This is a genomic window from Curtobacterium sp. TC1, from assembly GCF_019844075.1.
GTDB lineage: Bacteria > Actinomycetota > Actinomycetes > Actinomycetales > Microbacteriaceae > Curtobacterium.
The window spans coordinates 16143-39664 of the sequence record NZ_CP081962.1 but is presented as its reverse complement, the minus strand read 5'-3'; the positions used below and the strand labels follow the sequence as shown (position 1 = coordinate 39664).

Sequence of the window (23522 nt, the reverse complement as noted above, 5' to 3'; positions counted from 1 at the left end):
ATCCAACAGCCCAGCTTGCGCATCCAGGCAAAAATACGCAGCCGCCCGGCGGAGAATCTCATTCTCCTACTCGACCAGCGCCGTCAGCGACGCCGCGATACCAATACCGCCATCGCGGTCCGCGAGCCACAACCACCGGGCCAGGCAAGACTCCGAGACACCGAAGTCCTTCGCCACCTGCCGCATCGACGTCTCACCCTTTCAGGCGACCGCGATCACATCACGGCGGAACTCTTCCGGATACGCCTTCACGATGGCGCACATCCTTCCAAGCAGGCGCCAACGCCTCTACCTCTCAGGAGCCAACCGGACCTACAGCAGTCCCGCTTGCCATGACCCCATCTTGCATGTCACGGATGGCGAGCGATTGGTACGGAGCTGTACCGCGCCTGGGGCGGGGAGAGCGCGCCGTCGGGGCGGCGGAGGTGCAGGTGCACACGCGACTGAAGGGCAAAGTTGGTAAGCGACCCAACTAGCAGCCCGCGTCGAATGGGACGGCACCACATCCGACAAGGTTAACTCCCCTGCCAGTCTGGCGGCTGGTCTCTGTGCCGTGTTCGGGGGTCATGATTTCTTGCGATACGGGCGTATGGTCGCCGGTAACCAGGAGATCAGGTTGTCTCCAATTTAGCGATCAGGGGTTTTCATGATTACGGCAGCAGCACAAGGTGGAGATCGTCGGCGGCGGAAGACGGCATTGGCGGTGCTGGCCGGAGGATTGGTGCTCGGTGTCGGGGCGGTCGTGACGTTGGCGGCTTGGCAGGACGATGAGTTTGCGAACGGCACGTTCACCTCGAGCGGTGACTTCGAGCTAGCTGGTCAGGTGAGCACGGCAGAGGGATTCACGGATCACGCGACCAGCCCAGGCGGCGCGTTGGCGTTCGATGTGAACGCAGCATCGCTGGCACCGAACATGGTGTCGTACTCCCCATATGGGGTGGAGCTTGCCGCCGGTACGACCGTGCCAGCAACGGTCACGGTGACCGCGGGGACACCGACTGGGACGGTTGCCGATCTCACCTACGGCATCTACGCCGTTGACTCCTTCACGTGCAATGCCGCCGCCGTCACGGCAGGGACAGCATTGATTCCTGAGGGCACCGCGATCGACACAGTGCCGGCCGATACGACGTTCGATCTGGCGGCGGCAACCGCGGACACGGCTGGCGCTCCGCAGTACCTGTGTCTAGTCGTGACAGCGGGTCCGGATCTCGCCACGGGGCAGACGGGTGCTGCGGTGTGGCAATTCCAGGCGGCGTCGCAGTAGCTCGCGACCATGCGTGCAACACCTCGCCGCCCCCAGCGGTGGCCTGTACTGCGTAGCGTCCTAGCCTTTGGGCTCGTCGCCGGAGTTTCTGTGCCGGGGACGATAGCGCAGTGGACGGACCAAGAGTACGGCACCGGAACCTTCACCGCGGGGAGCTTCGCGATGCAGTCATCCACTGACGGAACAACTTTCGCTGACCACCCGTCGGGCTCGGCGGCACCGTTGACGTTCAACGCGGCGGCGATGTACCCCGGGCTGACGGTTGCCGCGCCGCTGGTGGTGCGGACGACTGCCGGATCTCTCGGCGGTACCGTATCGTTGTCATCCGCGACAACGTCGGGGAATGCCACGCTGGTGTCGACACTGGCATACAAGGTGTACGCCGACACCGTCAGCGGGTGCACAACGACCTCCACCCCGAGCAGCTCCGGAACCTGGGTAGCGGGCAGCACCACAACCTTTGTGAGCGGGTTGACAACGGCAGTGCCATCGAACACGCGACCGTTGCCCGCCGCGACGTCCGGAGCGCCTGGCGCGGCCGTGTACTACTGCCTCATCGTGCAACTGCCCGCGACAGCACCCAACACGGTGCAGGGCGTCACCGCCACCGCTACGTGGTCGCTCACCGGAAGCCCGCCGAGCGCATGACACCGCAGATACCAGCCAGCCAGCTCCGGTACCCACGTGCCCGCACGCTCGGCATCGTCCGAGGGGTGCTGCTCAACGTCGCAGCGGCAGGCGGAGCGGTCTGTATCGTCCTGGTCATCCTGGCGCTGACGTTGCAGATCACCTTGATCATGTTCCGGACCGGGTCGATGGCTCCCACAATCCCGGCAGGGTCTCTCGCGGTCGTGAAGCAGATCCCGGCCGCGAAGGCACATGTCGGCCAGGTCGTAACGGTGGACCGGGCAGGGCAGTTGCCGATCACACACCGCGTCGTGTCGGTGACGCCCAACACGGACGGTTCCGCGACGCTGCAGCTGCAGGGCGACGCGAATGACGCACCTGACCCGAACTCGTATCGGGTTACGCAGGTGCGCCTCGTGATCTGGTCAGCCCCCCGCCTCGCGTACGTAGTGGTGTGGCTGTCACAACCGGTAGTGATTGGCGGGCTCGCCGTCGGCGTCGCCGCGCTAGTCATGTGGTCGCTCTGGCCCGACCGCACCGCCCCCAACACTGACGGTCCCGAACCCGACGTAGACAACGATCGAGCCGACCCATGAGCACCACGGCGGTAGCGCGCTACCGAGCCGCGCCGATATGGGCACTGGGGATGGGACTGGCGCTGATGTTCGTGGGGGTTGCCCCTGCCCAGGCCGCTGAGCAGCTCGGGCCCACGGGAAACGACACGGTTCTCCGACTCTCGGGAACCCCGGTCGCAATGACGGTGACCCCAGATGCGCCGGCGTACTGGGAGATCGGAATCACCACAGCACCGATCACCACCCAGACACTCATGAGCGCCGTCACCGCTACCGGGCCATCCGGCACACCCACACACGCACTGACGATCGCGTTATCGAGCTGCACAGCAGCCTGGCAACAGGCGTCATGCTCCGGCACGGAGCATCAGATTTTACAGCCGACACGGATGACCGAGCTCACTGGTGCCGCTTTCCCGGTCACAGCGACGGCAACGATTCCCGCGCGGTTGCATCTCCTCGCACGGGTCACCCAACCCACCCCAGCCGCGAAATCACAAACGGCTGCGGTAACTATCAGGGTGTCCGCCACCGGTGACAACACCCCCGACCAGATAAGCAGCGCTCGAACACCGACCGGGGCACTCGCTTACACCGGAGCGCGCCTAACCTTCTGCGCTCTCGCTGCTGCACTGAGCGTCACGTCCGGCATGCTCCTCGCACGTCTACGCAAGCGGACGCGGCAACTATGAACCGGACACTACGGACCACGGCGATCGGCGGGCTGCTCTCAGCCGTGTTCCTCCTGCCCCAGGGCAGCGCCGCGACCTGGACCGACACGGAAACCGCCGCCACCCAATTCGCCACAACCACGCTGCCAGCCCCAACATTCGATAGCTGCAGCAACACAGCAGGCGACATCACCGTCACATGGCACTACGCCACCACCACCACCACCCTCACCGCAGGGAACGTGCAATGGTCCGCGTCCAACGGTGTACTGCAGCAGCTGACGAACATCATCACCCCAAGCAGCACCACCACGACCGGGCCAACCAACGGGCGCTACCAAACCACCATCACCGCCGGCGCCATCAGCAACCTCGCCTCACTGAGCTCCTTCACCATCCAAGCCCAAACCGTCCTAGCGAACTGGACCACGATCAGCACCAACAGCGCACAAGGCGTCAGCACAGGCCTCATCGGCATCGGCGTCTACACCTGCACCCTCAACTAACCGGGACTCGAAGCTAGCGAAAAATCCCGGGACTGCTGCAGCTTTCGTTGACTCGTTCGTTTAGGCCGCGAGTGCGACCTGGGGGTTGATGATCGTCTCGTACTCGATCGGGGTCAACTTCCCCAGACCGCGTTACCGTCGTTTCCGGTGATAGGTCGCTTCGATCCAGGTGATGATCGCCAGTCGGAGCTCTTCCCGAGTCGCCCACCGTTTCCGGTTCAGGACGTTCTTCTGCAGGAGCGCGAAGAACGATTCCATCGCCGCGTTGTCCGCGCACGCACCGACTCGGCCCACCGATTCGAGCAGGCCGGCATCATTCAGCGAGCGGACGAACTTCTTCGACCGAAACTGACTCCCTCGATCTGAGTGGACGACCGTCCGGACTGGGCTCCGGCGATTCACCGCCATGTGCAGGGCAGCGACGGCGAGCGAGGACCGCATCCGATCATCGATCGAGTACCCCACGATGCGGCGTGAGCAGGCGTCTTTCACGGCGCAGAGGTAGAGCTTGCCCTCACCGGTCGGGTGCTCGGTGATGTCAGTCAGCCAGAGCTTGTCGAGGTCTGGCGCCGTGAACGCACGCCGGACCCGGTCCTCGTGCACCGGCGGTCCCGCTTTGCGGTTCAGGCCGCGCTTCTTCGCGTGCAGGGACCAAAGCCGCTGCTGCGAGCACAACCGCCAAACCCGCCGCTCAGACGCCCGGTGCCCAGCGGCGGCGAGGTCGTCCGCGATGAACCGGTACCCGAACGTCGGGTCGTCTCGATGCGCGTCGATCGCGGCGTTGGTCAGGTGTGCGTCGTCCCAGTCCCGTTGCGAGACCGGGTCAACCCGCCAGCGGTAGAACGCCTGCTTCGAGAACCCCAACACCCGGCAGGCCACCGCGACAGGGATCCGGTCTGCGGCGAGTTCGAGGACCAGCGGGTAGATCATTTTGGGAGTTGCGACTGGGCGAGGTACGCGGCCGCCCGGCGGAGGATCTTGTTCTCCTGCTCGAGCAGCCGGATCCGCTTTTGGGCTTCTCGCAGCGCCGCCTGCTCCACCGCCTTCATCGACGGCGAGGCAGCATCACCGATGCCGTCGTCGCGGTCCGCGAGCCGCAGCCAGCGGGCAAGAAACGACTCGGACACGCCGAAGTCCTTCGCGACCTGCCGCACTGACGTCTCGCCCTTCCGGGCGACCGCGATCGCATCGCGGCGGAACTCTTCCGGATACGCCTTCACCATGGCGCACATCCTTCCTGCAGGAGCCCATGCCCCTACCGCTCAGGAGTCAACCGAACCTGCAGCAGTCCCGGTGGCTGGCTGTTCTCGTTGGTGCTGATACAGCCGATTCATCTCTCCTTCACGTGCAATGTCACCCACACCGTTTTGAGACATCACAAACTCACGCGGCAGCGCTCGTACGGCCGCCCTGCCGGGAGAGCTCCCACCGGCGATGGCGTTCGGAGTGGTTAGCGTTCGACGTAAGCTTTGAGGGATGAGCAGCATCATTTGCTCGGTCTTTGCCTGCAAGCAGACTCCCGAGTCTGCCGAGGGAGTTCCCCGAACCTGTCTCTGTAAGCACCCGCAAACCGGCCGACATGTGCGAAGCCAGCCTCCCGTGCAATCTCGGCAATGCTCCGATCGGACTCGGACTGCAACTGCTCACGGGCGAGGGCCAGGCGGATGCATCGCAGGTATGCCAGCGGCGTGGTTCCGTGATAGCGGTGAAATAGTGCCTGTACACCGCGGACACTTAGTCCAGCGGCTTTGGCAACGTCGGCGACGGTTATCTGCTCAGTGGCGTGCTCGAGCAGGAATGCCTCAGCACGGGAGAACCGCGAACTTGTAGGGCTCTGCTGAACCGGGCGGCCAGCGGGCCAGTGGGGAATCGCTTTCAGGAGACCGTCGGCTACAAAACGAGCGAGTCCACGTTCCCGCTCTCCTGACACTTCGTCCGGCCCGGCGAGAACCTCGGCCGCGACGATGTGGACAATCCTCCACCAGGAGGCTTGCTTCGGGCCCGGCGGGATGTGCCTGCGCTGGAACTCGAGCGGCCGCGGCTCCCAACCACCGCGCTCAGCAGCGACAGCCTCTACCGTCGCACGATCAATACGGATGACGTCCTGCCGGAATGCCTCCAACCGCACGAACTGAGGCCGGTTCCGATACAACACTGGTCCACCTATTGGAGCAGAAAGACCATTAATTAGCCCGCGGCCTGACTTCAACCACATCAAGGCCATCGCGCTGCCAGGCTCGATTGTCCCGCTGATTACCCCCGTGCAGGTGGTTGATTCCAGCGTCAACAAATGCGTCCCCCGCACCCTCTCCTCGAACACAAATTCAGCATCACTCGGATGGACGTCGATCCCTTGGCTAATGTATCTGCGAGCGAACGCATCCGCGGCGAAAGTGGGGTCGGTCGTCTCGATAAACTCACGCGTGCGACGCATCGACTCAATCACTCGTTCATCATCAGCGTCGCCCGACACGTAAGACACCTGAATTGTACGACTACCGAAATTATCTCCGACATCGAAGTACGCGCGGATCACCATGGTGATCATGGTGCAACATCGGGCGCTGTCCATCGTTGCGCACCCGCGTGCCAGCCAATATCACATTGTGCCATTCGGTCAGTACAGGTGGATCAAGCCGTCTTGGTGTGCACGGTCGAGCAGCGCCACGCGGTTCGGGACATCCACGCCCATCGCCACGTACTTTGCGCGGATACGTTTTACGTAGGACCGCACTGTATTCACGCTTAACCCGAGCACCAACGCAGCGTCCTTATCAGCTCTGGCGGCCGCGATCGCGGCTAGCACTGTTCGTTCACGCTGGCTCAACACCAGACGTCGATCCAATCGAAGCTGTGGCACCACAACATGGCAACGAACCCACTTAGCAAACAGCGCCCCCTCGATCCGAACAGACCCGTTGACACGATGACACGGCAACGCATCCGGATCCCCCAATTCAATTAGCTGCCGGACCTGAATAGAACTGATGCCCAGAATCCCAGCAACATCCTCAATCGTGAGAACAGCCCCCTGCATTTCCGCAATCGTCAACATTCCATTACCATCACATCGGTGTATCGGTAGACCATTTTAGGAAGTGATCAATATAAACACCCACCTTGCCCCAGGCAAGTAATATACCACTCAGGGTGCCTGGTTTTCGGAAATTGACCGCTCCTCTAGAAAATCTATGCGTCATCAATATCGTTACGTATGAACGTCGAAGTTGACTGCCCCAGAGCAAGGACTGATCACCATGCGCAAGAGCCTGAAGACCTCCATCACCCTCGCCACGACCGGCGCCCTCGTGCTCGGCGGTGCCGCGTTCGGCATCTCCTCCGCCCAGGCCTCCACCCTCGCGATCCACACGGTCTCGTCGTCGTCGTCGAAGATCCCCGCACCCGTCGCCTCCGTCCCCGAGGTCCTCGGTGGGTCCACCGCCGTGAAGCTCGACTCCGGCTTCACCGACGCCCTCACCGCCCTCAAGCTCACCCCCGGCGTCTCCGGCGACGCGACCCTCGCTGACGGGTCGGTGTCGTTCCCGATCACCGCCGGGTCGGTCACGTACTGGTCGCCGGACGGCGACTACAAGCCCTACGTGCAGGGCCTGCTCAACCACGACGACTCCGGCCTCACGCTGAAGGCCGGCGACACCACCGTCACGCTCGAGAACTTCGTCGTGAACCCGGGCTCCTCCAAGCTCTACGGTGACGTCCTGGTCAACGGCAAGGTCGCCGCGTCCAACGCGTTCCTGTTCGAGCTCTGGGGCGGCTCCCTCAAGCCCCTCCAGCTCGAGGGCGACAACGCCATCCTGACCGGCACCACCGTCCACGTCTCCGAAGACGCCGCCGGCCTGCTGAACAAGACCTTCGGCACCGACGCCGTCAAGCGCGGCCTCCTCGTCGGCACCGCCACCATCACCGCACAGATCAAGTAACACCATCGGGCACAGCAGTAGCGGTCGAATAAAGTGACTACCTCTGACCTCTGCGGTATGAGCCGCAGAACAAGTGAACAAGAATATCCAACGCACCCAAGGAGTATTGATGAATATCATCGCCATGCTGGCCAATGTAGGCTTCAAGAGCCAATATGCATATATTGGGTCGTTCGTATCAATTGCATTGTCCCTGATCAGTTGGTTGACCTCTAGAGGAAAGAAAAGTGACAGCAAAGCACAGGCAGACCGGTGGGGTATTTTTGTCGGCCACTGGGCGCCGACTTTCATGGCTCTCGGCGTTGCGCTCGATCTTCAAAAGAAGAGGTAGTTAACACTCGCCACCATGTAGTGCTTGGCTATATGGCTTCCAAAGAAGATACAAGCACAACACGCCTGATAACCGTCGGGCGCTCTAGTCCAGCTTCTAGCCGGATGTGAACTGACATGCCCGACCGCGCTGCCTCCACCCCGTCCGACGCCCTGCGCCTGCTCGTCGACGGCAACGCCCGCTTCGCCGCCGACAAGCGCCGCATGGGCCGCACGGACCCCGACCGCCGCACCGAGCTCCAGGGCTCACAGGCGCCGTTCGCGACCGTCCTCGGCTGCTCCGACTCGCGCGTGCCGTTCGAGCACGTGTTCGACGCGGGCATCGGTGACCTCTTCGCCATCCGCAACGCCGGGCAGATCGTCGACGACGTCGTGCTCGGGTCGATCGAGTTCGCGGTCGTCGCGCTCGGCACCCCGCTCGTCGTCGTCCTGCGCCACACCCGGTGCGGTGCCGTCGCCGCCGCCCGCTCGGGTGAGCCGGTCCCCGCGCCGCACCTGCAGGCCCTGGTCGACGCCATCGCCCCGAGCGTCGAGAAAGTCCGAGCCACCGACGCCGAGCTCCCGCAGGAGGCGATCGGCGCCGCCCACCTCGAGGCCACGCTCCGCCAGGTGCTCGAGCGCTCCGGTGCCGTCTCCGACGCGATCGCCGAGGGCCGGCTGGCCGTCGTCGGCGCGACCTACGACCTCGGCACGGGCGAGGTCACCATCGACACCGTCGTCGGCCAAAAACAGACTGCCGATCGTAAGCAGTAGCGATGTGGAGCCACAGGCTTTCATGACTCTCTTCGCTTTCCGACAAGGTGCGCGGCAGTTTCAAGCCCGCGTTGGCAAATCCTCGCTATCTGGCGAGCGGCTTTCACGTTACATACGACGCTAGCTTCGCCGGTCTTCGCGTCTCACTTCGCGACGCGTTCCCGGACTACCTAGTTCTGATCTGGACACCCGCAAGGCCAAACTGCTAATAGAGTATTGACCGGATCATTAGTAGGGATCGACTTCACGGCCGAGTTATTCTCACTATGGTCTACTTGGGTTAGCTGGTCACATCAGGATTCAGGCAAAGTCAGGGCACTCATAGTGGATGACGAGTTTGAAACGCTGCGCTGGTTTTCAGTCGATGAACTGGCCGCGACGCGTCGTAGTGCCATTCGCCGGTTGAACCGAATCGACTGGTCACAACCAGATGCAGAGTGGCGGGCGGCCGTACTACAACGTACGATGCGACTGATAGGCGAATTACAGGACGGGCACCAGCGCAAGCACTAAAGAGCTTTTGTCCCTCGTCGCGAGTGGAGGACGGCTCGCCGTCGCCAGGCTCGCCAGGGCAACGACGTCACGAGTGCAAGCCCGATGACTACGGTACCAAACCAGCTGACAACGATTCCCGGAATCGGAATGAGCAAACTCATCCATAACAGCACCGCGAGGACCCCAAGCACGTACGCCGCCCCGGCCTTCAAATAGCGGAGCCGCTTCAGCCCCGCCGCTTGGTCCACCCTTGAGGTCAGGCGAGCGAGAAATACTGCACCGACCCCGATCGCGGCTATTGCCGCGGCCGCCTGCTCGAGCACACCAAGATCGGCTGAGGTGGACAGCCCCGACAGGCTATAGACGCCGTCGAGGATCTCGAAGAGCATAAATACGACGAGTCCGCGCTCGAAGACAACCGTCGACGCATAGGCATGGATCCGCCAGACAGAGCGGCCGGTACCGACCGAATCGCTGAGTAGATTGACATCAGCGTCGGAGAGCAGGGCCCAGGCCGCAATGCGCTTTGAGACGAGGTATGCGACGATCCCCATCATCCCACCGAGGGTGGGAGGCAGCATGGTGCTCGCCGACCAGCCTAGGCTCGCGCCGACGAAGAGCGATGTAACCAGCACGCCGACGCTGGCGGTCGCCAACGACCAGGCACGTGGTCGGGCGACGGTGGCGATTCGTGCTTCTAGGCGGCCGAGCCAGGACTTCCGGGACGCTCGATCAGTGTTGAAGAGGTACTCAGCGAATACCAACCAAATGAATGCGGCCCCGAATGCGGCAAGCGCCGGTCGGACCTCTCCAAGGCGCGCAGAGAAAGCAGACGGAGCGAAGACTGCCTGCTGGACGGAGCCAGCCCAGTTCGTCGCACCCCCCACAGCGACGGCCGCCGGCGGTAGGAAGAGACGCATCGCGAGCACCCCAACGACGATTCCCAACGACAGAAATAGCTGCCTCGCAGAGGAGTGAATTCGGCTGGCGATACCCGCCATCGGGACCGACGAGTCAGCCGCCATCGCAATCTCCAAAAAAGCAAGTGAAACAAACGTCAGGGTTACGGCCGGGCCGAGGGCGAACCACATCGCAGCTGTGGACGCGGCGGTAATGAGCAGCGGAACAGTGAGCGATCTCGAGGTCATTGATCCATGCAGCGCCTGCTGCCTGGGCGGATGGTTGAGTACTGCTGATATGCCCCTGTCAATCATACGATAGTCACAGCGCCCCTAGGTGATACTTGAGGCTGGCGGGCGCGTTTGCGCCACGTGTCTTTTAACGCTTTGACGTTCTGGTCATCGATCTCGACCCGCGCGCCTGTACCCCAGGACCCTGCAGCAGGAACCCGTCGGAGCGCGGATGATGACTACCGTCCCGCGGCAGCCATCGATGTTTTCGACACGTGGGCCGGGCGCAATTTCGGCGCTTTACGTCCGCCTCAGCTGCGGTCTGATCAGGGAATTTCCGCCGACGCATGCTCTAGCGGGGGTTGCAGCTAGCGCCCACACAGATTGACTACCGTCGCGCAGGCGCAACTTAGCTGAGCCGCAAGCCTGCGAGTGGTCAGTTCCTAGTTTGTAAGGAGGACCCGAGTTGTACCCCGTAACCCATTCGAAACACGCTAGTAACGCACTGAACACTTGGTCGCGTTGCGCGCGCGTTCAGGTTCTGCATCAATTGGGTCACCCGAACCGACCCTGATTCCCCAACGTCGCGGAATCTCCACCTCGAACGTTGAAGCAGGGATCAGTGTTCACCTTCATTCTGCAGATCAGGCAGATGGTCGAAGGCCGCCCCGAGTTCTACCTGTTCGCCGTGTACTCCGCGGTGATCTGGTTGCTCTGGTTGGTCAAGGTCGTCATCTCCGCCCGCTACCGCCCGTTCACCGGCACCTTCGTCGGTACCACCAGCGTCGTCGTCCCCGTCGTGGACGAACCGCTCGACCTGTTCCGCGACGTCATCGGTCGCATGGTCGAGCAGGGACCCGGCGAGATCATCGTCGTCATCAACGGCGCTCGCAACGAGGCGCTCGAAGCCGTCTGCGACGAGTTCGCCCCGCTCGTCCGCTGGACGCACACGCCCATCCCGGGCAAGCGCAACGCCGTCAAGGTCGGCACCGAGATGTCCAACGGCGACATCACGGTACTCGTCGACTCGGACACCGTCTGGACCCCCGGCGCGCTCGAGGAGTTCCTCAAGCCGTTCGCCGACGAGTCCGTCGGCGGTGTCACGACCCGGCAGCGCATCCTCGAACCCGAGCGCAGCTGGATCACCCGCTGGGCCGACTGGCTCGAGAACTCGCGAGCGCTCTACTCGATGCCCGCGCAGAGCGTCCTCGGGCAGATCGGCTGCCTGCCCGGGCGCACGATCGCCTTCCGGCGGAGCATCCTGATGCGCGTCATGGACAAGTTCATGCACGAGAAGTTCATGGGCGTGTTCCTCGAGGTCTCCGACGACCGCACGCTCACGAACCTCACGCTCAAGGAGGGGTACCGGACCGTCTACCAGTACACCTCGCTGGTCTACACGGACGCTCCGCTGCAGGTGAAGAAGCTGTTCAAGCAGCAGCTCCGCTGGGCCCGTGGCTCGCAGTACAACACGCTGCGCATGCTGCCGTGGATGCTCGGTCACGCCCCGGTGCTCGCGGCGTTCTTCATCACCGACATCATCCTGCCGTTCATGCTCTTCGGCGTGATCGCCGGTTGGATCTACCGGGCCTTCACCGGGCAGGGCGAGAACCTGTACCAGGGCATCCTGTCGCAGTACGGCTTCTCGACGGGCTTCGTGTACGTCGCCGCCCTGATGGTCGTCTCGTCGGTGCTCAGCATGGCCATCCGGCAGATGCGCCACCTGGCCGAGAAGCCGAGTGACTTCTTCCGCCTGCCGATGTTCATCATCGTGTCGACGTTCTTCCTCATGCCGATCCGGCTCATCGGCTTCTTCCGCCTGGCGCACGCTTCCGGCTGGGGGACCCGTGCGGGCGCCTACGCCGGCGGTCCGATGCAGGAGGACCCGTCCGACGCCGCGCAGCCGTCGTCGTTCGGCGCCCAGACCCCGGTCAGCCCGATCGACGCCGCGGACCGTGCCCGGGCCGTCGACGGACGCGTGCCGCTCGGGAGCGACCAGGTTGCCGTGGACCGCGCGTTCGACGAGCTCTTCGGGGCCGACGCCACCACCAACTCCACCACGACCGTGCTCGCCACCCGGCGCGAGGCCGCTGCTGCAGCAGCAGTGCAGCCCGCAGCCCCACGGACCGCCCCCGTGAAGGCCCGCCGGTACAACCCGTACGCCGCGATCCCGTACTGCATCGGCATCGCGATCTTCGTCCTGGAGGCCTTCCTCATTGTCTGACATCATCCGCTCCTCCAGTACCTGGTGGGCGCAGTCGAGCAAGCACGCCCGCTGGACGGCGGTCGGCACGACCGCCATCGTCCTCGCCCTCGCCCTCATCACCTGGTCGGTCTGGGTCTCCCCGGCCGGCCCCGTCTCCACCGCCGTGCACCAGGCCCTCGGGGTCACCGCCCCGAAGGCCAAGAAGGTGTCCGCCGCCGAACTGCAGACGCAGCTCGACGCCGCCCAGGACCGCATCTGGGCGCTCGAGGGCAAGCTCGACTCCCGCACCGCCCAGGCCGGGTCGCGTGGCGACCAGATCACGCAGCTCAAGGCGCAGATCGCGTCGCTCCAGTCCCAGCTCGGTTCCGCGAAGGGCTCGGGAGGCTCGTCCTCCGTCACCGCGTCGGGTTCCGGTGCGAACGGGGCCGGCTATTCGGGATCTGGGGTTGGAACGCCTTCCGGTTCCGGCGACCTGACCGACGCCAGTGCCGGCGGTGGTTCTGAGTCGAACGGTGGCTCCGGCGTAGCAGCCACGAAGCCGAATACTGGGCCGTCAACCGACCCGGGCAGCACTCCCGTTGACGTACCCACCAAGGCCGAGATCCTTGACCAGCAATCGCGCTGGTACGGCCTGTACACCGCGCAGGCTCCGTTCAACTGGGCCGAGTACGACCAGGTTTCTAAGGAAGTGGGTACCGCGTCGAACATGACAGGCTTCTTCCAGGGCTTCGACCAGGAGTTCAACGCCAAGGCGGTGCAGCGCTCCTGGGCCAACGGCCGTGTGCCGCTGATGACGTGGGAAACGCTCCCGGCAAAAACCGGCAACGACCAGAAGTACATCCCCGGGTATACCAACGAGGACATCTCCGGCGGGTCGTTCGACGCCTACCTGACGAAGTACGCCAAGGCACTGGCGGCCAACGGGCAGCCGATGGTCATCCGTCTCGACCACGAGATGAACGGCTCCTGGTACAACTGGTCCGAAGGCGACGCCCAGCAGAACCCGGCAGGTTCGTACAAGAAGATGTGGCAGCACGTGCACGACATCTTCGAGGAAAACGGCGCCAACAAGTACGTCATTTGGAACTGGGCGCCGACCCGAATCGATGCTCTCCAGTCCGAAACCCGATCAATCGATCACATGAGAGGTTATTACCCGGGTGATCAGTACGTCGACTGGACTGGCATGAGCGGCTACTACCGCAGGGTGACCGACCAGCCCACGTTCCAAACGACGTTTGGTGCAACCCTCGAGCAGCTGCGATCGATCGCTCCAACCAAGAAGATCATCCTCAGTGAGATCGGTGCGACCGAGACCGGTACTTCTGTGAAAGATGGGCAGAAATCGAAGTGGTTCAACTCACTCTTCGATGCCCTAGCAGATCCTGCAAACGACGACATTATTGGATTCTCGTATTTCAGTCAGGTGGCGACGACAGTGGTCGATGGCAAGCGCACTACGAACGACTGGCGGCTCAACTCACGAGCCGATTCCCTGGCGGCCTTCGCCGAGGGCATCAAGCGCAACGACATCGACTACGACCTGCAGGAGGTCACGCCATGACCGCGTCCAAGAAGTCGCCCGACCAGGCCGACACCCGTCCCGCACCCGTCATCAGCGTCATCGGCACCGGCTACCTCGGTGCCACCCACGCGGCCGCCATGGCCGAGATGGGTTTCGAGACCATCGGCGTGGACGTCGACCCGGCGAAGCTCGCCGCGTTGTCCGCCGGCGAGGTCCCGTTCTTCGAACCCGGCCTGCCGGAGCTCATCACGAAGCACGTCGCGAGCGGCAAGCTCCGGTTCACCGCCGACATCGCCTCGGCCGTCGCCGCCGCGGACGTCCACTTCGTCTGCGTCGGCACCCCGCAGAAGGCGGGCTCGCACGCCGCCAACCTGGCGTACGTCGAGAGCGCCACCCGCGGCGTCGCCGAGAACCTCACCCACCCGGGCCTCATCGTCGGCAAGTCGACGGTCCCGGTCGGCACCGCGGCGCGACTGCGCGGCATCGTCCGCGAGTTCACGCCCTCCGGGATCGATGCCGAGCTCATCTGGAACCCGGAGTTCCTCCGCGAGGGCAAGGCCGTCGAGGACACCCTGCACCCGGACCGCCTGGTCTGGGGCGGTGCGTCCGAGGCCGCTGACGCCGTCATCCGCGAGGTCTACGCCGCGCCGATCAGCGAGGGCACCCCGGTCATCAGCACCGACCTGGCGACGGCCGAGCTCGTCAAGGTGAGCGCGAACGCGTTCCTCGCCACGAAGATCTCGTTCATCAACGCGATCTCGGAGATGTGCGCGATCACCGGCGCCGACGTGTCGACGCTCGCCGACGCCCTCGGGCACGACGCCCGCATCGGCCGGAAGTTCCTGAACGCCGGCCTCGGCTTCGGAGGCGGTTGCCTGCCGAAGGACATCCGAGCGCTCATGTACCGCGCGAACGAGATCGGCGCGGGCCAGGTCGTCGGCCTCATGCAGCAGGTCGACGAGATCAACATGGGCCAGCGTCAGCGGGTCATCGACATGGCGATCGACTCGGCCGGGGGATCGGTGCTGAACCGTCGGGTGGCCGTGATCGGCGCTGCGTTCAAGCCCCTGACCGACGACGTGCGGGACTCCCCGGCGCTCAACGTCGCCGCTGCACTGCACCTGCGCGGCGCCCAGGTCACCCTCTGGGACCCCGAGGCGATGGAGCCGGCGAAGCGCTCGTTCCCGACGCTGAGCTACGCCGCGTCGATGACGGACGCGATCGAGGGCGCCGACGTCGTCCTGGTGCTCACCGAGTGGAACGAGATCATCACCGCCGACCCGGTCGCCCTCGGTGACCTCGTCGGTCGCCGCGTCGTGATCGACGCGCGCAACTGCCTCCCGGTCCACGACTGGGTCAAAGCGGGGTGGACCGTCCGTTCCCTGGGGCGGCCCACGCCGGTCACGGGTGCACCCGTGAGCGTCGCAGCGGGGACGAACGAATCGTTGGCCACGAGCCGCTAGTCACCGTTCGCGAGACGGGTTCGTGCCGGAGGGTGGAGCCGGCGTCAGTACGGCTATGGCGTTCACCTCCAGGCCCAAGCGAACACGTCTCTTTGTGCATGCCACCAAGCGATTACGATCAGCGAACGACGCGCGCCCTCCGCAACGTAGCGCTTGGCATCTCGTTATGCCGCTGCAGATAGTGCTCAGCGAATCGGCCTGGATTTGAAAACCCAAGCCGAGCAGCAACCTCACCGACCCCCGCTGACTCCCCCGGATCGCTCAGTAGTCGATGCGCCTCGTCGAGCGTGATGTTTCGCATGTATTCCGCCGGAGATACCCCAAGGTACCGACGGAATTTCATCTGGATGGATCGTTCAGACATGTTCGAGAAATCGGCAAGCGACCTTGAAAGCCCCACGGTCCGCACTGCATCGAACCGCCCACAGTGCATCTGCAGTAACAGGTTTTGGAATGCCGAATCGCAGGTCACCCCTGGGTTTTCAACAGGGTAGGACGCCTCGACAGCCTCATTGAGCCGGCGTATGATTCCTTGCCATTCGACGTCATCTGACGACCTATTGATGTGCTTACGGACGTCAATAGCAATACGGCTAAGATCCTCGCCATTGCCGGACGGAACACACTGGCGCACGAGCCGATCCCCGTGATCATTGCCACGAACACCATATATGAGCGATAGTCGAGAGGTGTCAGCGCAGAAATCCATCTTACGGACCGCGCTCAGAAGATAGAACCTTCCGGGCCTTGCGCGAACTACTTTGCCGCGGTCGTCAACAATAACTCCAGATCCGTCCTTGATGTGGGCAATCACGTCGGCACCCCGCGGCACAGAGGTACCCATCCATTTTGCGGAGAGGTACGAATCTTGTATCCAACACGTCTGGTAGCTCATATCCCACTTATCCACGCCTAGGTAGATCATCTTCACGCCCGAACAACCCCCAGGTTGGCACACCAATGACGCAGCACGCAAGGGCGACCTTCGCGGAACTTAAGCTGAGCATAAACGTGAACGACCATCATCATCATCGACCTGATTCAGGTTTATAGACTCGCCATTAGCCGGCAAGCTAGGGCTCGAGGTCGGCGACTGTCGCTCCCGCGGACGCGGGCCGGCGTGCGCAGCAAGGGGCCCCCAAAATCACGATCGGAGGGGGGCGGGTTTCGGGGCACTGCACGAAGCCGGGCCTACTGGCTCGGGCGGAATCCCGGATGACGGCACCCTTCCTGTCGGCGACGACCAGCCAGCAACCCGCCCGTCCTGGGGGCAATGCAGCTCTCCCCGACAGACGCGACAGAAAATTCGAGCGGCCCGCGGCACCCCTGACGGTTCTGTAACGCACCACACAATCGGAAGTAACTTCTTAGATCAAGACCAATCCTTATTGCATGGCGCGCCCATAACCGAAAAATATCCTTTCGCCTCACTCGCAGGGATATCGTGAGCGCATGCTTGCGCGGTTCAAGCCACGAGACTATCACCGACGGGTACTAAGCCCAATGGTGGCGATTTGAACGTCCACGCGGACGAGCGGCAAGCCCCTCGCAGTGAGAAAACCCAGGACAACAGCGTGAACCTCATGAGCAACATCGCGGGCTATGGATCCTTCCGCTGTTCCGATAATCACGGTCACAATTCCGTCAAAGATTGTGACGTGTGGTTCGCGCTGGCCTCGTGCATTCCATGTCGCCAGCGAGCGTTCGGCCGAGTGCAGAACCTGCCGCTGGTAGACTTTTGCAACCCCGGTTACCTCAATGATCTGCCTCTCGAGGTCGGTCGCAATAGCGATGTCTTTGTCAAGCATTTGACCATCCTCGAATAGACCCGGGGGGACTGTGTGACAATCGGAGCAGCGACCCGCACGATGGCGAAGGACCATTTCTAGGGCGACAGTCGATCGACGATAATGTAACGACGCGAAGTCGCTAACCTGCTGCACCGCCGCTCCAGGCAAGACAATTGTGATCGCGTTTGGCCATACGCATTTCATCACCGCGGTCCAGAGACGTAAAGTGGTGCAAGGTCGACCCCGCAGCGTTCTTGTACAGCTGCTCGCCAGTGACGCACCGCGTCGTTCTGGCGTTGCACCGCTTCGGCAAGGAGATAAATGAATTGGTCGTCAGCGGTGGATCGTTGTTGCTCGTCGAACCGGTTCAGTGTCTTCGTGTAAGCGGTGACTACCTTTGCCCAATCTTGAGATCCGATCGAGGGGGTGCTCGTTCGACTGAGGTGCTGATATAGCTGCTGAAGTTTCTGTAGGCCGGAATGAATCGTGTCCGGCGTAGTCTTAGTGGCAGTGGTATTCGTGGCTGCTACGAGGTCAGCGGCAGCGGCGCAGAAATCGTCTTCAGCGGGTGGTTCCGCTGTCCGGGACGGCGCTGAGGGCATTGCCGTCGGAGTGAAAGCCGATGCGGACGGTTCGCCTCGAACGGTCGCGGCGCTGCTGCAGCCGACGAGCGCGAGCGTGAGCAACCCGATTACGGTGAGTTGTGCTTTCTGCCGTGAGTACAACTGGGATTGGCGCCGGGCGTTGGGCTGGTGAGAGCTCGCTGGGGGAGTCTGTTGGTCGGTCATGGGCGAGGATGTGCTCCGTTCGGTATCGCGCGGCGCGCAGGGTTGCGAGTGCGCGCTGCCAGGTGCGTTCTCGGATAAAGACGGCGTCGATGGCGACTGCGCTGATGGAGAACCAGGGCAACCCCATGAGAATGCCGATGCCGATGTGGAAGCCGAGTAGGACGATGAGTGCTGCACGGCGGGTCCATCCAGTTAGCAACAGCACCGGAAAGGTCATTTGCACCAGCACGGTGAGCGTGGTCATAAGCGCAACTCCCGGCCCCCAGGCCGTTACGAGGTCGGCAAGCTCGGGCCACGTGCTGAACTGTTTGACGTGCAGCGGATCATAGATCGCCCATCCCTGCGCCCAGGCTTGGCCGCCGGCCTTATAGAGGCCGCCCGCGGCGTAGATGAAGCACACCTGCGCACCGAGTGCGGCAAGTGCTCCGTTATGCGCCGCGTTCTGAAGTGCCGAACGAGGACAGTTCAGCGGTCGTTGCTGGCGAACGGTGAAGGCCGAGCTGGGGTCTGTGAAAAAGAGCAGCGTGAGGGCGATCCGGATTAAGTTGTCGCTCTGATCCGCGGTGAACGTGGTGAGCTGGCCCAATCCAACCCATAAGATCAACAGGGTAATAATCGCGACTCGGGTTCCTACTCCGAGGATGAGCATCACTGCCGCTCCCGCAACGACACCGAACAACAGTGCGAGGCCAGCGGGGTGTGAGGCCGCCAGCCATACCCAGGCATAGGGGAAGAACGTGACGAAGTCCGTGGATGGAGCCGCGAACTGGCCAGTCCACTTCGCACCGTAGGAGTAGTCCCGAGTGAACGAGTTTGACACCATCTCTCCGAATATGGCTACGCCAAGCAGAATGCGCGTAACTGCGAGGCCGTGCAGCGCATGCGGGGCGGCCGTGAACCACGCCCACGCCTGTGCTGTTGCCGTGACAACACGCGATACGACAGCATCGCAAGCATCCGAAAACGAGACCCACGCAGCACGCAGGAGCGCCTGAATCGTTCCTGCCACTGTCATTGCCGCGCCTTGTAGAGAGCCCAGGCTTTCTGGAAGGTGTTCCGGAAGCCGTCATCGGCACGACTGAAGGAGAATCCGACGTTGCGCCAGCCGGTCGCGGCAACGACCGGAGCTGGGCGTTGCGGTTTGATATCGTTCCGGCTTGCAAACGGAACGATGCCGTGTCGCTGGACGCGGAACTGCACGGCTTCGACACGCGATCCCCAGATGCTGTAGGCAACTTCTGTCGCGTACGCCGCGGTTCGCTCGTCTTCCTGCAGGTACCTTGCCGCCACGGCGGTCGGCCCGAGGATCTCGAGTGCACGTTCCAGTGCTGGTTCGTTGGTAAACGAGCGACCGGCTACTTCTCGCTGCTTCGTATTCAACGCTCCCCAGGCGTCGCGGAAGGACGCGGCTTGATGCGCCCCCATCGTCGCGGCCTTGGGCGGGAACGGGTTATGCCAGGCAAGGGCGTACTCCACGTCCGTCGCGCTAACCCACACCGTGGCAGCGCCATTGTCGCTGCTAATCTGTGCGCGGACAAGGATTTCGTTGTCGCCGTTGATCGGGTCGGGAGCGAACACCGACCAGCTCTGCCCAAACCAGGGCAGCATGTACCGCTCGAGCAGATCTCCCGGGACGAGTTGTCGCATGGCTGTCGGCGGAGCGATCCACAAGAAGGACGCGAAGATCTGCCAGCCGGCGAAGAAGAGGATGCCGCCGGCGGCGGCGTTCGACAGCCACTGGCGAAGGTTACGACGTGGTTTCGGTTGCGTCTGCGTTGGGCGCATGTTGTCCTCCTCGTTCGCATGTCTTCGGTCGGGGCGTGGGGTGCCACGACAACAGCCGAAGCCATCGTCACGACACCCCACAGCGGCTGAATTAGCTGACTACCTTGAGGCGTCGTCGTCGTGCCGCGGCGGCGGCCAAGATGCCGCCCATGAGCAGCAGCGCGATCGCGGTAGCAGACAGCCCGACCATCAGTGACCGATCAGCGCCGGTGAAGGCGAGGGATCCGCCATTTCCCGAGGCATGGTGCTGTCCCGCCCCGTTTGAGGCGCCCGCCGCCGTTACCACCGTGGTCGCCCCGCTCGCCGTGCCCGATGCGTTCGCGGATGCATTTGTCGACGCGTTCGAGATCGCCGCAGCCTGAGCAGCCGAGGCCCCTGACACGTTCCCCGCGGCCGACGTATCGGCGTTGCTATCGGAACTGTTGTCACCGTTCGAGGCAGCCTGGGCTGCGGCTGCAGCAGCAGCATCGGCGTTCGATGTTGCGTTCTGCGAGGCGTTTGCGGATGCGGTGCTGTTCGAAGCTGACTGCGCTGCCGCGGTCGCATCGCTATTCGCAGCCGCAGAGGCCGCTGTTGTTGCGTTAGCCTGTGCCGCTGCCTGCGCTGCGGCATTGGCTTGCGCGTCCGCCGCGGCTGACGCTGACGCGTTGGTATTCGTCGCACCGTTCGTCGCCGTCGTCGCATCCGCGTCCGTCGCACCGTTCGTCGCCGTCGTCGCATCCGCGTTCGTCGCACCGTTCGTCGCCGTCGTCGCATCCGCGTTCGTCGCACCGTTCGTCGCCGTCGTCGCATCCGCGTCCGTCGCACCGTTCGTCGCCGTCGTCGCATCCGCGTCCGTCGCACCGTTCGTCGCCGTCGTCGCATCCGCGTCCGTCGCACCGTTCGTCGCCGTCGTCGCATCCGCGTTCGTCGCACCGTTCGTCGCCGTCGTCGCATCCGCGTTCGTCGCACCGTTCGTCGCCGTCGTCGCATCCGCGTTCGTCGCACCGTTCGTCGCCGTCGTCGCATCCGCGTTCGTCGCACCGTTCGTCGCCGTCGTCGCATCCGCGTTCGTCGCACCGTTCGTCGCCGTCGTCGCATCCGCGTCAGCGTTGGACCCGGTTTCCGTGCAATGCAGCCCACCGGCCTGCATGGTCGAATCGACATCGACGCGCTCGAACCCGAGTTCGGCGGACCCGAGACCGCTCGGGGCCACAACGGGAACCGGGAGGAGGGTGAGGTCGGCGTTGAGGCCGTTCATCGACCCCGAGGCGCGGGTTCCGTCTGCGGTCTGCACGACGTTGGTAGTGCCTCCGTAAGCAAGCTGCCCGTCGACGATGCGAGAAAGGGCAGAACCAAGCTGGGAGCCGGCGAAGAGGTCGGAGATCTCGATAGCTGCCCCGGGCTCGATCTGCACAGCGCGACCGTTGGGACCGCCGATCTGCACGGTCATCGTCGGAAGCTGTGACACCGTGAGCGTCGCACCTCCCGGCTGGCCGGTGGTCCGCGCAGTGATCGTGCCGGTGTCGTCCGCGCCAGACTCACCACCCCAGCTAACCCCGACATTGCCGCCGAAGAGCTGCACATCGGCGAACTTCCATGTCGAGGTGGTCTCCGCTGCCAGTGCCGCCGGGCAGGTGGCTGTGGGAGAAGCGACCAGCCTCACCTCGTTCGTGTTCTGCCCCAGATTGGCTTGCCCGAGTGGCAGCACGCGTGAGACGCCGGGAACCGGCGCGCCCCCAGCCTCGATCCGCGGAACGAGTTGTAGGTTGCCCGTGTTCGAGCTCGAACTTGCGACGACACCGCCGTCGTTCAGCACGTCATCCGTCCAGGCGGTCTTCGTGGAACCAGTGAGCGCGTCGAGTGTTGCGAGCGGGCTGAGGTCGACTGCCCCGAAGTCCTGGTCGTTGTTCGCGGTCTCCTGTACCGTCGTCGATGTGGACTGCGATCGCACGGGGTTCAGGTTGAGCCCCGTGAAGCCCGCACCGACAGGGGCAGCACGGCTGTACGCACGCGCGGTCGGGTCATTCGCGACGGTGCCGGGGACCGCGTAATCGCCCACGCCGGTTCCGTCGTACTGCGACAGCCCCTCCGAGTTGACCGCGACCACGCTCTCGGCGATGTTCGCGCGAGCATTCACCGAGTCGTTCAGCAGACCAACACCGGCGAAGACGCCATAATTACGAGCAGCGCCGCTAAAGGCACCAGCGTCAGCGGGGAGGTCCGCAGCAGACGCCGACTGGTGCATCGGAACCAAGGTTGTTGCTGCGACCGTGAGAAGAACACTTCCCCCGGCAGCAAAGAACAAATTTCGTGTCAATTTCATCATCGAAGAGCCCCACTTGTCAGTCGAATATCAGACATCTCTCGCCGCAGTCACGAATTCGTGATGTAACGACGTCGCCAGAATCGCAGCGACACGAGCCCACTTGACCACCGCGAGACAGTATGAGCAAAATAACCAGCTCGGGCGGTATATCAGGGCGAGGTTGCTGATCATGGCCGACGATGGGTCGAAGACGTGAGGAGAGCGAGCCATGCATCAGGTAGATCGGCGGAGTTTTATGAAGTTCGTGACAGCAGCTTCAATCCTCGCCGGGGTCAGTTCCAGAACTTTTACGGAGGCGCGGGACGTTGTGAGCTTGCCAGATATCGAGCGGTGGAAGATTCCAGGACCACACAAGATGTCGGTTTTGGTGCAAGCGCTGAGCACCATTTATTACCCGTCAGACATCTCCGCTGATGACCCTAGACCAGTGATTATTTGGGGCAACGGTACCGGCGCTGTCCCGGTGGTGTATCGAGGGCTCTTCAAGCATTGGGTGAGTTACGGGTACGTTGTTGCAGCAGCAAATACCCCGAATGCCGCGCTCGGGCTCTTGATGCGTCAGTGTATCGACTCGCTGGAACGGCAGAATGAAGCTTCTGCGGGACTGTTCGCGGGTGCGCTGCGGCTGGACAAGATCGCCTCCAGCGGGCACTCACAGGGCGGTCAAGCAGCCATCAATGCAGCAATTGACCCGCGCGTAAGAACGCTGATCCCCATCCAGCCCGGGCCCCTCGCGGATGTCGCGCTCATATCTACCCCAATGCTGCTACTCACGGGAACTTCCGACGTGATCGTTTACCCGCCGCTATATGTCGAACGTTGGATGCGAGATCGAGCACGAGGCCCCATGGTCTATGGCAGCCTTCGCGGTGCGACACATTTCGAGTCAGTTTCCACGAAGGACGACAGCGGTTTCGCGTCCGTCACCACCGCATGGCTGGAAGCAGTCCTAAACAGGAACGGGTCTGCGGCACGGCAGTTTTTCGGTCCCGACTTCGGCTTCCAACGATCCCCGATGTGGACGGGCGTCACGAGGAACACTGCCGCGGAGCGCTTCCTGCCCAATGGGGACAACGCTTCCACCTGACCGTCGGCCAACTCAGATAGGAATAGGCCGCCGCCGGCGATCCGCCGATATCCGCCGTGCTCGAAGAGCTCGCCGACGCGCAGGGACAGGGTCGGCTGCAGCTCAATTGAATTGGGGGGCTGCTCGAGCTACGGCGCCCGAAGCCACGGGTAGGCGGAATGGTCCTGACGCAGACCATCACGGTACGCACTTGGTCAGCTGAATAGCTTCCCGAGGATCCCGATCGATGAGGGCGCCCTGACCGCGACCGGCATCGTGACCCTCGCCATCGTCGCAGT

Annotated in this window: 18 protein-coding genes and 3 pseudogenes; 11 read left to right on the top strand and 10 right to left on the bottom strand. The window is 63.3% G+C overall.

All coding sequences use genetic code 11. The features are described 5' to 3' along the window. Window positions 1-87: 87 nt before the first annotated feature. A pseudogene (locus KZI27_RS20085) lies at window positions 88-255 on the bottom strand (transposase); the annotation flags it as partial. A 391-nt stretch (window positions 256-646) separates the two neighbouring features. Between KZI27_RS20085 and KZI27_RS00170 the strand changes: the two are divergent. The 4 genes and pseudogenes from KZI27_RS00170 (at window position 647) to KZI27_RS00155 (ending at window position 3646) form a co-directional block, all read left to right on the top strand. Continuing rightward, the gene (locus tag KZI27_RS00170) at window positions 647-1267 is read left to right on the top strand and encodes a SipW-dependent-type signal peptide-containing protein (RefSeq protein WP_222657500.1); all 621 of its coding nucleotides are present in this window, start codon (window positions 647-649) and stop codon (window positions 1265-1267) included. Window positions 1268-1276: 9 nt separating this feature from the next. After that, window positions 1277-1414: pseudogene (locus KZI27_RS20410) on the top strand (hypothetical protein); the annotation flags it as partial. 251 nt (window positions 1415-1665) lie between these two features. Beyond that, on the top strand, window positions 1666-2490 hold the full coding sequence (locus tag KZI27_RS00160; RefSeq protein WP_261783848.1) for a signal peptidase I: 825 nt from the start codon (window positions 1666-1668) through the stop codon (window positions 2488-2490). A 667-nt stretch (window positions 2491-3157) separates the two neighbouring features. Continuing rightward, window positions 3158-3646 carry a hypothetical protein gene (locus KZI27_RS00155; RefSeq protein WP_222657497.1) on the top strand — a complete coding sequence of 163 codons (489 nt, stop codon included), beginning with the start codon at window positions 3158-3160 and terminating at the stop codon, window positions 3644-3646. A 60-nt stretch (window positions 3647-3706) separates the two neighbouring features. On the opposite strand, the pseudogene KZI27_RS00150 reads toward KZI27_RS00155, so the two are convergent. The 3 genes and pseudogenes from KZI27_RS00150 to KZI27_RS00140 form a co-directional block, all read right to left on the bottom strand. After that, window positions 3707-4869 (bottom strand): annotated as a pseudogene (locus KZI27_RS00150) (IS3 family transposase). Window positions 4870-5132: 263 nt separating this feature from the next. Next, window positions 5133-6194, bottom strand: coding sequence for a helix-turn-helix domain-containing protein (locus KZI27_RS00145; protein ID WP_222657496.1), 1062 nt, complete (start codon window positions 6192-6194; stop codon window positions 5133-5135). 69 nt (window positions 6195-6263) lie between these two features. Beyond that, window positions 6264-6701, bottom strand: coding sequence for a helix-turn-helix transcriptional regulator (locus KZI27_RS00140; protein ID WP_222657495.1), 438 nt, complete (start codon window positions 6699-6701; stop codon window positions 6264-6266). A gap of 202 nt (window positions 6702-6903) precedes the next feature. Between KZI27_RS00140 and KZI27_RS00135 the strand changes: the two genes are divergently transcribed. The 3 genes from KZI27_RS00135 to KZI27_RS00125 all read left to right on the top strand — a co-directional run bounded on the left by KZI27_RS00135 (window position 6904) and on the right by KZI27_RS00125 (window position 8667). Continuing rightward, the gene (locus KZI27_RS00135) at window positions 6904-7584 is read left to right on the top strand and encodes a hypothetical protein (protein WP_222657494.1); all 681 of its coding nucleotides are present in this window, start codon (window positions 6904-6906) and stop codon (window positions 7582-7584) included. Window positions 7585-7693: 109 nt separating this feature from the next. After that, window positions 7694-7915, top strand: a complete 222-nt coding sequence (locus KZI27_RS00130) for a hypothetical protein (RefSeq protein WP_315971190.1) — start codon at window positions 7694-7696, stop codon at window positions 7913-7915. A gap of 116 nt (window positions 7916-8031) precedes the next feature. Further along, window positions 8032-8667: a carbonic anhydrase gene (locus tag KZI27_RS00125; RefSeq protein WP_222657493.1), complete on the top strand. Its 636-nt coding sequence runs from the start codon at window positions 8032-8034 to the stop codon at window positions 8665-8667. 509 nt (window positions 8668-9176) lie between these two features. Here KZI27_RS00125 and KZI27_RS00120 read toward each other — a convergent pair. Beyond that, on the bottom strand, window positions 9177-10310 hold the full coding sequence (locus KZI27_RS00120) for a DUF475 domain-containing protein (protein WP_222657492.1): 1134 nt from the start codon (window positions 10308-10310) through the stop codon (window positions 9177-9179). A gap of 604 nt (window positions 10311-10914) precedes the next feature. Between KZI27_RS00120 and KZI27_RS00115 the strand changes: the two genes are divergently transcribed. Genes KZI27_RS00115 through KZI27_RS00105 form a run of 3 tightly spaced genes read left to right on the top strand, consistent with a single transcriptional unit; the run spans window position 10915 to window position 15486 of the window. Further along, window positions 10915-12516 (top strand): glycosyltransferase family 2 protein, encoded by a 1602-nt coding sequence (locus KZI27_RS00115; RefSeq protein ID WP_222657491.1) that lies wholly within the window; start codon window positions 10915-10917, stop codon window positions 12514-12516. Next, a complete protein-coding gene (locus tag KZI27_RS00110) occupies window positions 12509-14062 on the top strand; it encodes a glycoside hydrolase family 26 protein (RefSeq protein WP_222657490.1) in 1554 nt (517 codons plus the stop codon). Before KZI27_RS00115 ends, KZI27_RS00110 begins: the two co-directional genes overlap by 8 nt. Beyond that, on the top strand, window positions 14059-15486 hold the full coding sequence (locus KZI27_RS00105; RefSeq protein WP_222657489.1) for a UDP-glucose dehydrogenase family protein: 1428 nt from the start codon (window positions 14059-14061) through the stop codon (window positions 15484-15486). Before KZI27_RS00110 ends, KZI27_RS00105 begins: the two co-directional genes overlap by 4 nt. A 118-nt stretch (window positions 15487-15604) precedes the next feature. On the opposite strand, the gene KZI27_RS00100 is transcribed toward KZI27_RS00105, so the two are convergent. From KZI27_RS00100 to KZI27_RS00080, 5 genes are all read right to left on the bottom strand, one after another. Continuing rightward, on the bottom strand, window positions 15605-16411 hold the full coding sequence (locus KZI27_RS00100; RefSeq protein WP_261783853.1) for a helix-turn-helix domain-containing protein: 807 nt from the start codon (window positions 16409-16411) through the stop codon (window positions 15605-15607). Window positions 16412-16967: 556 nt separating this feature from the next. Next, window positions 16968-17294 (bottom strand): hypothetical protein, encoded by a 327-nt coding sequence (locus KZI27_RS00095; RefSeq protein WP_222657487.1) that lies wholly within the window; start codon window positions 17292-17294, stop codon window positions 16968-16970. 543 nt (window positions 17295-17837) lie between these two features. Beyond that, the gene (locus KZI27_RS00090; RefSeq protein WP_222657486.1) at window positions 17838-19079 is read right to left on the bottom strand and encodes an HTTM domain-containing protein; all 1242 of its coding nucleotides are present in this window, start codon (window positions 19077-19079) and stop codon (window positions 17838-17840) included. Next, window positions 19076-19849 carry a DUF5819 family protein gene (locus tag KZI27_RS00085; RefSeq protein ID WP_222657485.1) on the bottom strand — a complete coding sequence of 258 codons (774 nt, stop codon included), beginning with the start codon at window positions 19847-19849 and terminating at the stop codon, window positions 19076-19078. The genes KZI27_RS00090 and KZI27_RS00085 overlap by 4 nt, the downstream gene beginning before the upstream one ends. A 91-nt stretch (window positions 19850-19940) precedes the next feature. After that, window positions 19941-22076 (bottom strand): hypothetical protein, encoded by a 2136-nt coding sequence (locus KZI27_RS00080; RefSeq protein ID WP_222657484.1) that lies wholly within the window; start codon window positions 22074-22076, stop codon window positions 19941-19943. Window positions 22077-22365: 289 nt separating this feature from the next. Here KZI27_RS00080 and KZI27_RS00075 point away from each other — a divergent pair, with 289 nt between their 5' ends. Beyond that, on the top strand, window positions 22366-23244 hold the full coding sequence (locus KZI27_RS00075; RefSeq protein WP_222657483.1) for a twin-arginine translocation signal domain-containing protein: 879 nt from the start codon (window positions 22366-22368) through the stop codon (window positions 23242-23244). Window positions 23245-23522 lie beyond the last annotated feature (278 nt).

Excerpts from the sequence above, each read along its gene's own strand:
- KZI27_RS00095 (WP_222657487.1), bottom strand. The coding sequence starts at position 17,294 with ATGCTTGACAAAGACATCGCTATTGCGACCGACCTCGAGAGGCAGATC.
- KZI27_RS00140 (WP_222657495.1), bottom strand. The coding sequence starts at position 6,701 with ATGTTGACGATTGCGGAAATGCAGGGGGCTGTTCTCACGATTGAGGAT.
- KZI27_RS00090 (WP_222657486.1), bottom strand. The coding sequence starts at position 19,079 with ATGACAGTGGCAGGAACGATTCAGGCGCTCCTGCGTGCTGCGTGGGTC.
- KZI27_RS00125 (WP_222657493.1), top strand. The coding sequence starts at position 8,032 with ATGCCCGACCGCGCTGCCTCCACCCCGTCCGACGCCCTGCGCCTGCTC.
- KZI27_RS00080 (WP_222657484.1), bottom strand. The coding sequence starts at position 22,076 with ATGCACCAGTCGGCGTCTGCTGCGGACCTCCCCGCTGACGCTGGTGCC.
- KZI27_RS00100 (WP_261783853.1), bottom strand. The coding sequence starts at position 16,411 with ATGATCTACCTAGGCGTGGATAAGTGGGATATGAGCTACCAGACGTGT.
- KZI27_RS00075 (WP_222657483.1), top strand. The coding sequence starts at position 22,366 with ATGCATCAGGTAGATCGGCGGAGTTTTATGAAGTTCGTGACAGCAGCT.
- KZI27_RS00120 (WP_222657492.1), bottom strand. The coding sequence starts at position 10,310 with ATGACCTCGAGATCGCTCACTGTTCCGCTGCTCATTACCGCCGCGTCC.
- KZI27_RS00085 (WP_222657485.1), bottom strand. The coding sequence starts at position 19,849 with ATGCGCCCAACGCAGACGCAACCGAAACCACGTCGTAACCTTCGCCAG.
- KZI27_RS00130 (WP_315971190.1), top strand. The coding sequence starts at position 7,694 with ATGAATATCATCGCCATGCTGGCCAATGTAGGCTTCAAGAGCCAATAT.
- KZI27_RS00145 (WP_222657496.1), bottom strand. The coding sequence starts at position 6,194 with ATGATCACCATGGTGATCCGCGCGTACTTCGATGTCGGAGATAATTTC.
- KZI27_RS00135 (WP_222657494.1), top strand. The coding sequence starts at position 6,904 with ATGCGCAAGAGCCTGAAGACCTCCATCACCCTCGCCACGACCGGCGCC.
- KZI27_RS00155 (WP_222657497.1), top strand. The coding sequence starts at position 3,158 with ATGAACCGGACACTACGGACCACGGCGATCGGCGGGCTGCTCTCAGCC.
- KZI27_RS00105 (WP_222657489.1), top strand. The coding sequence starts at position 14,059 with ATGACCGCGTCCAAGAAGTCGCCCGACCAGGCCGACACCCGTCCCGCA.
- KZI27_RS00170 (WP_222657500.1), top strand. The coding sequence starts at position 647 with ATGATTACGGCAGCAGCACAAGGTGGAGATCGTCGGCGGCGGAAGACG.